Below are 12,343 nucleotides of genomic sequence, written 5' to 3' on the forward strand. Positions count from 1 at the left end.
GTGGACCTAGTCGGCGCGCGTGCCGGCGAACGGGTCGGTGATCTCCCGCAGCGAGCCCAACGCCTCGTGCAGCGCCGCCATCCGCGCGGGGCCCAGGTGCGCGGTCCACTCCGCGTCGAGCCGCGCCTCCATCTCCCGGGCCGCGGCCCCCGCCGCCCGTCCGCGCCCGGCCAGCACGACGAGACGGGCGCGGGCGTCGGTCGGGTCGGGCCGGCGCTCGACGTAGCCCGCCCGCTGCAGCTGGTCCACGAGAAAGCCGGCGGTCTGCTTGGTGACCTGCGCGGAGGCGGCCAGGGTCGTCAGCCGGCTGCCCCCCTCGTCGAGCCGCGCGGCGATCCGCAGCTGCGCCAGGGTGAGGTCGGCGAAGCCCCGCTCGTGCAGGTGGTCGAGGATGCGCTGCTCGGCGTGCCGGTAGGCGACGAACATCAGCATCGGGGTCCCCAGCGGCACGGTCTCCTCCTCGGCGCACGGTCCTGGCGCTGGCTCGGGCGAGGGGCCCTGGCACCGGACTCTTGACAGGGATGGTCAGTCAGACTGACCATATAATGGTCAGATTATCGTACGACAGGCAGGTCGAGCCATGGACCGCGAGCAGCTCTGGGACACGATCGTCGGCGAACGGCAGGCCCTGGCCGCCGAGCTGGCCACCTTCACCGAGCAGGACTGGGCCACGCCCTCCCTGTGCGAGGGGTGGACGGTCAAGGACGTGGCCGCCCACGTCATCTCCTCGCCCCAGATGACCTGGCGCGCGACCGCGCGGCTGCTGCCCTCGATGGTCCGGCACGGCTACAACGGGATGATCCTGCGGGACGCGCTGCGGCGGGGGGCGGTGCCGACCGAGCAGCTGCTCGCCGACTTCGAGCGGTGGGCACCGGTGCGGCGCGGGCCGGCGACGGTCACCGACGTCGAGCCGCTGATCGACGTGCTGGTCCACACCCAGGACATCCTGCGGCCGGTCGGTCGTCACCATGCGATGCCGGTGGAGGCGGTGCCGGTCGCCGGGCGCCGGGCCCGGACGCTCGCGGCGCTCATGGGAGGGGCCCCGGTGCGCCGGCTGCGGCTGGTCGCCACCGACACCGACTGGTCGATCGGGCCGGAGCGAGGCCCGCGGGTCGAGGGCCCGGCCGAGGAGCTGCTCCTGCTCCTGTGCGGCCGGCCCGTCGACCGGGCGAGGGTGCACGGGGCCGGGCTGGAGCGGGCGCGGGCCTGACGGCATACCCATCTCCGGGCCGGTCCGCCGGAGGTGGGCTCGCCGGGTGAGGCCTCTCCCCCGCGCGACGGAGGCGCGATCTCGCCCCCGCGGTGGATGACCGCGGCGTCCGGCCCTGCCGAGGATGGGGGCACGACGTCCGACTCCGAGGGGAACATCGTCATGCACCGCACCGCCCGCACCGTGTCCGTCACCGGGATCACCGGCCTGCTCGCCGCGGCGCTGCTCGCGCCGACCGCGGGGGCGGCCCCCGGGCGCCCCGGGGCCGCCGGGCACACCGACGAGGAACTGCGCCAGCAGGTATGGCGTGCCGTCGAGCAGGCGAGCGAGCAGAAGGACCGGCTGCGGGTCAAGGGCACCCCGCCCGGCCGGTCCACGCCGGTCACCGACGCGCTGGACGCCGGGATGGCGCAGGCGGTCGCCGACGGCGCGGTCGGAGTGACCGTGCGGGTCGAGACCCCCGAGCTGAGCTGGCGCGGCTCGGCCGGAGTCCGCGACCGGGGCCGCGCCGCCCCCGCCGGCTGGCAGGACCGCTTCCGGGTCGCCAGCAACACCAAGACGATGGTCGCCACCCTGGTCCCTGCAGGAGGTCGAGGCCGGGACCTGGACCCTCGACACCCTGGTGGAGGACGTCATACCCGGGCTCTTCCCGGACCACCCGGCGGGTGACGATCCGCCAGCTGCTGGAGCACACCTCCGGCGCCCCGAACGGCTCCCTCGAGCTGCTGCTCCGCCACATCGAGGACCCGACCTCGCTGGAGCAGCAGCTCGAGGCCCTGGGCCGGGACTACGCCGACCAGGAGCACATCGACGCGATCAACGACGTGCCCTGGACCGCGCCGGGCCAGTTCGTCTACTCCAACGCCGGCTACGTCGCGCTCGGCATGCTGGTGGAGGAGGCGACCGGGCGCAGCGTGGAGGACCTGCTGCGCGAGCGCGTCTTCGGCCCGGCCGGGATGCGGCACTCGTCCTACCCCGACGAGCCGGGGCTGAACGGGCCGGTGCTCCGCGAGGACGCGTGGGTCGGCGAGACCTGGGAGGGCGGCTGGTGGGACCTGGACGGCTTCGACCCGGACGTCTTCTCCCACGCGGGCGCGGTGGTGAGCACGACGGCGGACCTGGCGGCGTTCAACGAGGCGCTGCTCACCGGGGAGCTCGTGGGGCCGGAGGTCCTGCAGGAGATGCTCACGCCCACGGCGGCCAGCGGCTTCTACGGGCTCGGGGTCTACGCGGTCCTCGACCCCTGCTCCACCCCGGAGGACCCGCAGCTGCTGTGGGGCCACGACGGCGCGAGCTTCGGCACGCTGAGCATCGTCCTGGGGTCGGCGGACGGCACGCGGCAGATCGCGATCGGGGCGACCGGACGCGACCTGTCGGCGCTGGTGCCGCGGTGGGACGTCGGCGACCTGCTGGTGCCGGCGCTGCTCGCCACCTGCTGAGCGGGGCGGTGGTCGACGACCAGGGGTTCCCGGGGTGGCCCGGGGCTGCCAGAATCGGCGCCATGCGCAACGTGCTCGGCGGCGAGCTCCAGGAGTGCAGCACCGACCCGATGACCGGGTTCACCCGCGCCGGGCGGTGCGAGGTCACCCCGGAGGACCACGGCGTGCACGGGATCTGCGCGGTGATGACCGAGGAGTTCCTCCGCCACCAGGTGGCGGTCGGCAACGACCTGGTCACGCCGCGCCCGGAGTGGTCCTTCCCCGGCCTGCGGCCCGGCGACCGCTGGTGCGTCGTCGCGGTCCGCTGGCTGCAGGCCTACCAGGCCGGGGCCGCCGCCCCCGTCGTGCTGGCCAGCACGCACGAGTCCGTGCTGGCGGTGGTCCCCCTCGAGGTGCTCCGCCCCTTCGCCGTCGACGTCCCCGACGACATCTCCGACCTCACCGCCGGCTGACCGGACGCGCGTTCCTGCCACACCGGCCGCGCGTTCGTGACGGACCGGACGTGGGTTCGTGACGGTTGTCCACAGGCGCAGACCGGAAGTGCCCCGATGGGGTATGACGCGGCCGCCCGCCCGCGGCGGGGAGCCGCATACCCTGACCCGGTGCTGCGGATCGCGACCTTCAACGTCAACGGGATCCGGGCCGCCCAGCGGCGGGGGTTCGAGAGCTGGCTGGCCACGACCGACCCGGACGTCGTGGCGCTGCAGGAGGTCCGCTGCCCGCCCGAGGCGCTGCCGGAGGGCGTCTTCGGCGACCGCCACCTGGCCTACGACCCCGGCACCCTGGCCGGCCGCAACGGCGTCGCCGTCCTGACCCGGGAGCCTCCGGCGGCCGTCCGCACCTGGGGGGCTCCGGTCGTGCTGCGCCCACCCGGAGGCCCGTCGGTGCACGTGGGGCGGTCCCACGACGAGGCGGGTATGCCGTCCCCCGCCGGTCCGCCCGCACCGCGCGCGCAACCCGGGCTGGCGCGGGGGCTGGCCCGGTTCGCGCAGGAGGGGCGCTACCTCGAGGTCGACCTCGCGGACCGCCCGGTCACCGTCGCCAGCCTCTACCTGCCCAAGGGGGGCCTGCCCGCGCACCTGCAGGAGGCCGGGAGGATGCGTGAGGCCCCGGACGGCGGGGCGCGGCACGCGCGGAAGATGCGGTTCCTGGACTCCTTCGGGCGCCAGCTGGCCCGGTCCCGACGGGAGGCGCGGGCGCGCGGGCGGGAGTTCCTCCTGCTGGGGGACCTCAACATCGCCCACACCGAGCTCGACCTCTTCTTCTGGCGCCGCAACCGGGAGGCCGTGGGCTTCCTGCCCGAGGAACGGGCCTGGCTCGACGCCCAGCTCGGTCCCCGCACGCTCGTGGACGTCGTCCGTCGTCTCCACCCCGGCCGACCCGGCCCGTGGTCCTGGTGGAGCTGGCTCGGGGGGACCTACGCGCGGGACCAGGGGTGGCGCATCGACTACCAGCTGGCGACGCCGGGCCTGGCCCGGCGTGCGGTCTCGACCCACGTCGACCGGGAGTCCGCGACCGGGGTGCGGATGAGTGACCACGGGGCGGTGACGGTCGACTACGCCTGGGACGGCTGAGGCCCGCTTGTGGAAAAGCGTCAGGAACGCGCGTCCGGTCGGGGTGGGGGTGGCGGGGCCTGTGGAGAACCGTCAGGAACGCGCGTCCGGTGTGGCAGGAACTCGCGTCCGGTTGCTGCGGGGGGCGCGAGGGGGCACGGTGGGGGCCATGAGCGACCAGCCCTTCGACGACCGGCCCGACACCCACCACCACCACCGGGAGGACCAGCCCGACCGCGACGGCTTCGGTGCCTTGGACCGCACCGAGGAGCAGCGCGAGGTCGCGGACGTCAACCTCGACGACCCCACCGCCACCGACGACGTCCCGTGGAGCCCGCCGGACAAGATGCCGATCCACTCCGAGTTCCCGGACGAGCGGGAGGAGGAGACGATCGACCAGCGGATCGCCCAGGAGGAGCCCGAGGAGGGCACCGCGTACGGCGCGCCCGAGCCGGAGGGCATCCTCGGCGGCGCGGACGACCTGAGCGGCGAGGGGGTGGACGGCCGCGGGCCGGACGACCGGGACATGGTGGGCGGCGACGACCCCGACGCCATCCCCGCCGACCGGGACGTCCTCGACGGCGGCGTCTGACGACCCGCGGCCCCACCACGACCCGCGGTCCGACCGGCCCTGCGTGCCCCCTGCCGGGGCACTAGCCTGGGGATCTACCCCAGCGCCACCCCCGGCGCCGCGGGTCACCGGCACCAGGAGAGCGATGAGCCAGCACGAGCACGACACCAGCCCCGCCGACCCGGTGCGCGTCAGCGACGACCCGGCCGACGTCCAGAAGGTGCACGAGCTCATCTCGGGCATGGACATCGCGATGGTCACCACCGTCGACTCCAGCGACGCCGGCGGGCGGCTCACCAGCCGGCCCCTCTCGACCCAGGTGGCCGAGGAGGACGGCGACGTCCTCTTCCTGGTGCGCCGGAGCAGCCCCGTGGCCGCGGACGTCCGCGCCGACCCGCGCGTCAACGTCGCCTACTCCTCGATGAAGGCCTGGGTCTCGCTCGCCGGCACGGCCACCCTCGTCGAGGACCGCGCCCTCGTGGAGCGGCTGTGGTCCAAGGGCGCCGACATGTTCATGGAGGGCGGCCCGGACAACCCCGACAACGTCGTCCTGCGCGTCAACGGCGACACCGCCCACTACTGGGGCGGCGAGTCGCTCGTCGGCACCGCGGTGAGCACGGTCAAGGCGCTCACCGGGCGCAAGGACGACCAGGACGGCGGCTCCTCGACGGTCGTCGAGCTGCCCTGACGCCCCTCCCCCAGACGACCTCCGGCCCCGCACGGTGACTCTCGTCGACGATCCGGGCGGGGCCGGCGTCGGCCGTCGGGTGCTCCTCGTCGGCATCGGGACCCGCGGTGACGTCGAGCCCCTCGTCCGCCTCGGGTCGGCGCTGCGGCGACGCGGGGACGACCCCGTCGTGGCCGTGCTGGCCGACGGGGAGGACGTGGTGGCGGCGGCCGGTCTGCGGCCGCTCGTCGTCGGCCCGCCCGCCGCCGAGGCGATGTGGTGGCCGTCCCCGCTCGCCCGCAGCCTCGCGCTGACCCACCCGGGCGCGATGTACCAGCAGACCCGCACCCGTCTGGCCCGGCACGCCGAGGAGATCGCCGCCGGGCTCTCGCCGCTGCTCGCCCCTCCCGCGGCGGACGGCGCGACGCCCGAGGACACCGCTGACCTGGTCGTATGCGGTCTGGCCGCCGCCGGTCTCGTGCCCGTCCTGCGCCGGGCCGGCCTCCCCGCCCGGCTCGCCCTGCACGCCCCGCTCCTCCCGCACACCGCCGGCACCTCCGCCTGGCGCACCGGGATCTCCGCGCTCCTCCCCGAGCCGGTCGAGGCGGGCCGGCAGAGCCTCATGTGGAGCCTCACCCAGGGGCTGTCGTCGGCGCTCGGGCGCGCCCAGGCCCGCCGGTGGGCCGACGTCGCGCCCGCCGACCCCCCGCTTCCGCCCGCGCCCCCGCTGCTCTCGACCAGCCCGGTCCTGGACCCCGACCCCTCCCCGGACGTCGTGCAGACCGGGTGGTGGGACGACCCGCACCCGGTCCGGCCGCTGCCGGAGCAGGTCGACCGCTGGCTGGACGACCACCCGGACGCCGTGCTGCTCAGCGTGGGCAGCCTGGCCCAGGTCGACCCCGAGGAGGAGGTCGCCCAGCTCGCCGCCGTCGCGGCCCGGGTCGGCTCCCCGGCCGTCGTGCAGGTGCACGAGGCCGCCCCAGGCCCCCGCCCGCCAGCCGGTGGCTCGTCCCACCACGTCGCGCCCCCGGACGTCCTCGTCGTCGGCGACGTCGACCACCGGGCCCTGCTCCCCCGGGTGCGCGCGGTGGTCCACCACGGAGGCTCGGGCACCACGCACGCCGCAGCCGCCGCGGGGCGGCCGCAGCTCGTCGTGCCCCGCCTGGGCGACCAGCCCCACTACGGCCGCCAGGTCCACCGGGCCGGGCTCGGGCCGCTGGCGGTGCCGCATACCCGGGCCTCCGTGCGCTCCCTGTCCGAGGCGCTGCTGGACGTGCTGACCGAGCCCTCCTACGCCCGCGCCGCCACCGGGGCGGCGCACCTCCTGGCGGCCGAGGACGGCCTGGGGCGGGCCGTGGACGAGCTGGCGGCGACGGGGGACAGAGCGGGGGCGGCCCGGTGAGGATCCTGGCGCTGAGCAGCCCGATCTACGCCCACACCGTCAACACCGTCCCCTTCCTCGAGGGCCTCGCCGCGCGCGGGGCCGAGGTGCACTGGGGCGTCGCCGACGACCTGAGCCACGTCGCGGCGCACGCCCCCGCCCGCCGCTGGGGTACCGGCCCGACCCGCCCCTTCGTCCCCGCGCGGGGACGCCTGCGGGAGGTCGCCGGCCGCTACGCGTGGCTCCTGGAGGACGCGGGCGCCCGCCTCGCCCCCACCCTGGAGCTGGTCCGGACGCTGCGCCCCGACGGGGTGCTCACCGACTCCCTCGGGTATGCCGCGGCCCTGGCCGCCGAGCGCCTCGACGTCCCGTGGGTGACCTTCGGCGACGGGCCGCTGCACTTCCCGGACGAGCTGACCCCGCCGTTCGGCGCGGGCCTGCCCTACCGGACGCCGCGCCCGTGGGTCTGGCGCAACACCGTCGTCCAGGCCGCCAGCCGCCGGGGGGTCATGGGCCGGGCGCAGGCACGGTATGCCGCGCTCCGCGCCGAGCTCGGACTCCCGGTCAGCACCCGGCCGGTCCTCGAGGCGGCCCTCTCCCCGCTCCTGCACCTGCACTGCGGGGCCCCGGAGCTGGAGTACCCCCGGGTCGCGCTGCCCGACCACGTCCACTTCGTCGGTGCGCTGCGGCCGCCCGTGCCAGCGGGGTGGGTGCGGCCCGCGTGGTGGGGGGAGGTCGTGGGCGAGGACTCGGGCGGTGCGGGGACGACCGCCCCCAGCGCCGGCACGAGCACGCACGGTGCGGGGACGACCGCCCCCGGTGGCGGTCTCGTGCTCGCCACGCAGGGCACGCTGCGGGCCGACCCCGCCGAGCTCCTCGCCCCGGTGGTGAGCGTGCTGCGGCAGGCCGGGCTCCCCGGTGTGGTGACGACCGGTGCGGGGGACCCGGCCGACCTGGGCGGCCCCGGCCTGGTGGGGGGCCGGGTCGCGGTGGAGCGGTTCGTGCCCTACGAGCCGGTCCTGCGGCACGCGCGGGTGATGGTGACCAACGGGGGCTGGACCGGGTCGCTCCTGGCCCTCGCGCACGGTGTGCCGGTCGTCCAGGTCGGCCGCACCGAGGAGAAGGCCGACATCGGCCGTAGGGTCGAGTGGGCCGGGGCGGGGCTGCACCTTCCCTCGGCAGGACCGGCGCGCGACCCCCGCCGCCTGCGGCGGGCCGTGGAGCGCGCCGCCTCGGACCCGGGCCTGCGCGCCGGCGCCGCCCGGATCGCCGCCTCGCTCGCCACCCGCGACCCGGGCCGGGACGGTGCCGCGCTCGTGGCGGCGGCTGTGAAAGTCTAGGAGCAGGCGACCAGGCAGGGTCGTCGCCGCGACCGGGCGACCGGCACGGTCGAGGAGGCCGGCGCGGCCGGTGCGGAGACGAAGGGCGACATGGACGGACGAGCTCGGGGCGGCACCGCGGACGGCAGCGGGCGATCAGGTCGATGACGGCGCTGACGAGACAGGGACGCGGAGGAACGATGACGGTGGACGAGGTCGTCCTCGTGGACGACGACGGGACGCCCCTGGGGACCGCCCCCCGCACCACCGTGCACACGACCGACACCCCGCTGCACCAGGCGTTCTCCCTCTACCTCTTCGACGACGAGGGACGGGTGCTCATCACCCGGCGGGCGCTGGGCAAGGTCACCTGGGCGGGGGTGTGGACGAACGCGTGCTGCGGGCACCCGCGCCCCGGGGAGCCGCTGACCGACGCCGTCCGCCGGCGGCTGGGTGAGGAGCTCGGGGTCGAGGTGCGCGACCTGCAGGTCGTGCTGCCCAACTTCCGCTACCGCGCCGTCGACGCCAGCGGGATCGTCGAGCACGAGCTGTGCCCCGTGCTGGTCGGTCGGATCGAGGGTGAGCTGCGGCCCGACCCCGAGGAGGTGTGCGAGCACGCCTGGGTGACCTGGGAGGGTCTGGTCACCTCGATGCGCTCCACCCCGGGCGTCTTCAGCCCCTGGTCGGCCCTGCAGGTCCCCCGGCTGGAGGCCGCGCCGGTGCTCCTGCCGCCCCCCGCGACCACGCCCGGCACCTCCGGCGACCGGGCCGCCATACCGGCGACCGCGTCCACCGCGTCCACCTCGCCCGAGGCGACCCTGCAGGCGGTGGACGACCTGCTCACCTCCCAGCTGACCTGGATCCGTCAGGTCTGGGGCTCGATGGCCCCCGCCGGTCGCCCGGACGTGCTCGGCGACGACCCCGGCGACCTCCCGGAGTGGCTCCAGCGGCTGCTCGTCGGCGGCGGCAAGCGCCTGCGCCCCCAGATGTGCCACTGGGGCTTCGTCGCCGGCGGTGGCCGGCTCGGCACCCGTCACCACGAGCACGTCGTCCGCGCCGCGCGGCGGCCCTGGAGACCCTGCACGTCTTCGCGCTGCTGCACGACGACGTCATGGACCAGTCGGACGAGCGCCGGGGCCGCTCCTCCGCGCACGTCGTCGCCGCCCAGCGGCACCGGGCGACCGGCGCGCACGGCGACGCCGACCGCTTCGGCGAGAACATCGCGCTCCTGCTCGGCGACCTGGCCCACAGCGAGGCCGACCGCCTCGTGCACACGCTGCCGCCGGAGATGCGCGACTACTGGTACGAGCTCAACCTCGAGCTCATCGTCGGGCAGCGCGCCGACCTCACCGGCGCGGCGGGCCGGCGCACCGACCTCGCCCACGCCGAGTCGGTGGCCGCCCTCAAGTCGGGCTCCTACACGATCGAGCGACCCCTCCAGCTGGGCGCCCTGGCCGCCGCCGCGACCCCCGACCAGCGCGAGACGCTCGCCCGCTTCGGCTGGCACCTCGGGCGCGCCTTCGCGTGGCGGGACGACGTGCTCGGGGTATGGGGTGACCACGAGCTCACCGGCAAGCCCTCCGGGGACGACCTGCGGGAGGGGAAGGCCACGCTCATCTGGGTGCTCGGCGCCGAGCGGCTCACCGGCGCGCCCGCGGCGGCGATGGAGCGCGTGGGCACCCCGGAGGCCCGCGAGGAGGACGTGCCGCTGCTGCAGGCGGCCCTCGAGGAGGCCGGGGTGCGCCAGGAGGTGGAGGACCGGATCGCGGCCGAGATCGAGGCGGCCGAGGCGGCCCTCGACGGGTCGACCCTGACGCCGGAGGGCATCGACGGCCTGTGCCGCACCGCCCGCAAGGTGGCCTGGCGCTCGTCGTGAGCCGCGCGACCGGCCGGTGCTCAGCGGCGCAGCAGGGCAGGTGGCCCGAGCGAGGCGCGCGCCAGCTCGACCCGGGCCCCGGCGGGCATGCTCGCGAACATCCCCCACATCGCGCCGGCCAGGCCCGCCGGCCCGGCGTCGCGGGAGAGGAAGTCGCGCTGCCGCTCCCGGGGCAGGCGCCCGAAGGCCTCGAAGAGCTCGAGCGTGCCCCGGGGGTCCAGCCGCAGCAGCGCCCGCAGCCCGACCTCGCGGATCCGCTCGGCGGTGTCCATCGGGTCAACCTCGGCGGGGGGCTCGCCGGCGGCCAGGGCGCGGGCCACCTCGTCGGCCCGCCGCAGCGAGTGCGCGACGGAGTAACCGGTCACCCGGTGCCCGCCCCGGCCGGCGGTCCCGACCGCCAGCACCCCGTCCGGCGGCGGGCGGTCGCGCCCGCGCATGGGGATCCGCACGATCTCGCGGTCAAGGGGCCGGTCGATCGCACCCGGGTCGACGCCGCGGGCCAGGAGCCGCCGACGCAGGCGCACCCTGAGCTCCTCGACGGGCAGCGCCGGGGCGGCGGCCAGGCAGGTCTCCTCGAGCAGCACCCGACCCTGCCCGACCGGGATCGCGTAGAGGAAGGTCGGGGTCTGCCGCGGCTCGTCCTCCGCCGACCAGTCGGTGCGCCAGTCCATGAGCAGCGCCTCGGCCCCCTGCAGGGCCGGCAGCGCGTCGTGCTCCGTCACGACGATCCCGTAGGCCGTCTGCATCGGGGCCGGGTCGTCCGCGGAGAGCCCCTCCGGCCGGGCCCCGCGGGCGTCGACCACCACCCGGGCCTCCCCCCGCAGGGCCGAGACCTCCGCGTCGTCCAGCCGCCCGGTGCGCACCTCCACCCCTTCGAGCGGCAGCGCCGCCTGGAGCGCGGCGTTGTCGAGCACGGCATACCCCCGCCCCAGCGGGTGCACCCCCCGCGCCCGCAGCTCCGGCTCGGCGGCCTGCGCCCGGACGACCGTCCCGGGCAACGGGCCCAGCTCGTCGACCCAGAGGCCGTACGTCGGGGTCCACACCGCCTCCGGGCGCGGGTCGACGGCGAGCACCGACAGGCCCCGCGCGGCGCAGCGCGAGGCCAGGGCCCGACCGGCCGGGCCCAGCCCGACCACCGCCACGTCCACCATGGGCACCTCCTGGCCCGACCCTACGTCCCGGAAGGAGCAGCATGAACCACGGACTCCGGACGCGGCTCCCCGCCCTGCCGCACCCCCACCTCATCTGGCTGCGCAGCGCCGCCACCGTCCTGCTGAGCTGCCTCATCGCCCAGGCCGGCTGGGCCTCGGCGTTCCTCGGCGGGGAGGGACGCTACCTCGACCACCACCGGGTCGGGGCCTGGGTGACGCTGGTCGTCGCCGTGCTCTCCGCGATCGTGTATGTCGTGCTCCGCCGCTCCGCGGGCCCGGTCAACGTCGGTCTGGCACTCGCCGTCGCCGTGGCGGTGACCGTGCAGGCCACCCTCGGCGAGCTCGGCGGCCACCGGGCGCTGCACATCTTCCTCGGGGTGCTCCTCACCATGCTCGGCACCGCGCTCACGTCGTGGACCTACCGGCACCGGATGCCGGAGGAGGGTGGAGCTCCCGTCTCGGCCTGAACGTCCGGGTTTTCCCGACGTATGCTGGACAAATGTCGGCCAGCGAACCCTCCCGTCCTGCTCGTGGCCGGGCGGGTGAGCGCCGGGCGAGCATCCTGGGGGCGCTGCGGGCGACCCGGCACGGGCTGGGTATCAAGGACCTGGCCGGGCTCACCGGGCTCCACGACAACACGGTCCGCTTCCACCTGGACCAGCTGCTCGCCGACGGGCTGGTCCACAAGCAGCCGGGGGTGCCCGACCGCCCAGGGCGTCCGCCGCTGACCTACGTGGCGCGGCGTGAGCCGGACGAGGCACGGGACAACTACGCACTGATCGCCCGGGTGCTGGGGACCGCACTGGCCGGGTCGACGCAGGACGCGGCCGAGGTGGCGCGGGAGGCGGGTCGTGCGTGGGGACGAGCGGCCGGCTCCGCCAGCGCGGAGGACTGGGAGGGTGCCCTCGACCGTCTGGTTGCGCTGCAGACGTCGGAGGGGTTCTCCCCCGAGCTGCTGGGCGGGGAGGACGCGACGGTCCTGCGGGTCCACCACTGCCCCTTCCTGGCCCTGTCCCGCGAGGACCGGACACTGCCCTGCTCGGTCCACCTGGGGTTGATCGAGGGGGTGCTCGGGAGCGCCGGGGTCGTGCAGCGGCTGGAGCCCTTCGTCACGCCGACGCTGTGCGTCGCGCACCTCGCCCCGGGTCACGACGCCTGAGCGGACGGGTTACGACG

14 protein-coding genes and 1 pseudogene are annotated in these 12,343 nt (G+C 76.2%); 13 read left to right on the forward strand and 2 right to left on the reverse strand.

The features are described 5' to 3' along the window. Positions 1–6: 6 nt before the first annotated feature. Positions 7–450 carry a MarR family winged helix-turn-helix transcriptional regulator gene (locus E3Z34_RS00235; protein WP_238695268.1) on the reverse strand — a complete coding sequence of 148 codons (444 nt, stop codon included), beginning with the start codon at positions 448–450 and terminating at the stop codon, positions 7–9. A gap of 130 nt (positions 451–580) precedes the next feature. Here E3Z34_RS00235 and E3Z34_RS00240 point away from each other — a divergent pair, with 130 nt between their 5' ends. From E3Z34_RS00240 to E3Z34_RS18380, 11 genes and pseudogenes are all read left to right on the forward strand, one after another. Beyond that, a complete protein-coding gene (locus E3Z34_RS00240) occupies positions 581–1,210 on the forward strand; it encodes a maleylpyruvate isomerase family mycothiol-dependent enzyme (protein WP_134771980.1) in 630 nt (209 codons plus the stop codon). A gap of 162 nt (positions 1,211–1,372) precedes the next feature. Beyond that, positions 1,373–1,879 carry a serine hydrolase domain-containing protein gene (locus E3Z34_RS00245; protein WP_158288544.1) on the forward strand — a complete coding sequence of 169 codons (507 nt, stop codon included), beginning with the start codon at positions 1,373–1,375 and terminating at the stop codon, positions 1,877–1,879. Beyond that, positions 1,876–2,649, forward strand: coding sequence for a serine hydrolase domain-containing protein (locus E3Z34_RS00250; protein ID WP_158288545.1), 774 nt, complete (start codon positions 1,876–1,878; stop codon positions 2,647–2,649). Before E3Z34_RS00245 ends, E3Z34_RS00250 begins: the two co-directional genes overlap by 4 nt. Before the next feature lie 62 nt (positions 2,650–2,711). After that, positions 2,712–3,101, forward strand: a complete 390-nt coding sequence (locus E3Z34_RS00255; protein ID WP_134771983.1) for a DUF2237 family protein — start codon at positions 2,712–2,714, stop codon at positions 3,099–3,101. 96 nt (positions 3,102–3,197) lie between these two features. Further along, entirely contained in the window at positions 3,198–4,223 is a 1,026-nt protein-coding gene (locus tag E3Z34_RS00260) for an exodeoxyribonuclease III (RefSeq protein WP_238695269.1), read from the forward strand. A 148-nt stretch (positions 4,224–4,371) separates the two neighbouring features. Further along, positions 4,372–4,794, forward strand: coding sequence for a hypothetical protein (locus E3Z34_RS00265; protein WP_134771984.1), 423 nt, complete (start codon positions 4,372–4,374; stop codon positions 4,792–4,794). Between the two features lie 124 nt (positions 4,795–4,918). Then, positions 4,919–5,461 (forward strand): pyridoxamine 5'-phosphate oxidase family protein, encoded by a 543-nt coding sequence (locus E3Z34_RS00270; RefSeq protein WP_134771985.1) that lies wholly within the window; start codon positions 4,919–4,921, stop codon positions 5,459–5,461. A gap of 34 nt (positions 5,462–5,495) precedes the next feature. Continuing rightward, positions 5,496–6,842 carry a glycosyltransferase gene (locus tag E3Z34_RS19325; RefSeq protein WP_134771986.1) on the forward strand — a complete coding sequence of 449 codons (1,347 nt, stop codon included), beginning with the start codon at positions 5,496–5,498 and terminating at the stop codon, positions 6,840–6,842. Next, entirely contained in the window at positions 6,839–8,161 is a 1,323-nt protein-coding gene (locus tag E3Z34_RS00280; protein ID WP_134771987.1) for a glycosyltransferase, read from the forward strand. Before E3Z34_RS19325 ends, E3Z34_RS00280 begins: the two co-directional genes overlap by 4 nt. Positions 8,162–8,340: 179 nt before the next feature. Then, positions 8,341–8,793 (forward strand): annotated as a pseudogene (gene idi, locus E3Z34_RS18375) (isopentenyl-diphosphate Delta-isomerase); the annotation flags it as partial. 335 nt (positions 8,794–9,128) lie between these two features. Further along, positions 9,129–10,016, forward strand: a complete 888-nt coding sequence (locus E3Z34_RS18380; RefSeq protein ID WP_238695270.1) for a polyprenyl synthetase family protein — start codon at positions 9,129–9,131, stop codon at positions 10,014–10,016. Between the two features lie 20 nt (positions 10,017–10,036). On the opposite strand, the gene E3Z34_RS00290 is transcribed toward E3Z34_RS18380, so the two are convergent. Next, positions 10,037–11,167, reverse strand: a complete 1,131-nt coding sequence (locus tag E3Z34_RS00290; protein ID WP_134771988.1) for a lycopene cyclase family protein — start codon at positions 11,165–11,167, stop codon at positions 10,037–10,039. 41 nt (positions 11,168–11,208) lie between these two features. Between E3Z34_RS00290 and E3Z34_RS17530 the strand changes: the two genes are divergently transcribed. After that, complete coding sequence (locus E3Z34_RS17530; RefSeq protein ID WP_158288546.1) at positions 11,209–11,634, forward strand: hypothetical protein; 426 nt, start codon at positions 11,209–11,211, stop codon at positions 11,632–11,634. 32 nt (positions 11,635–11,666) lie between these two features. Continuing rightward, complete coding sequence (locus E3Z34_RS17535; protein WP_158288547.1) at positions 11,667–12,326, forward strand: helix-turn-helix transcriptional regulator; 660 nt, start codon at positions 11,667–11,669, stop codon at positions 12,324–12,326. Positions 12,327–12,343 lie beyond the last annotated feature (17 nt).

Origin of the sequence: Ornithinimicrobium flavum (genome assembly GCF_004526345.1) — a bacterium.
Lineage (GTDB): Bacteria > Actinomycetota > Actinomycetes > Actinomycetales > Dermatophilaceae > Ornithinicoccus > Ornithinicoccus flavus.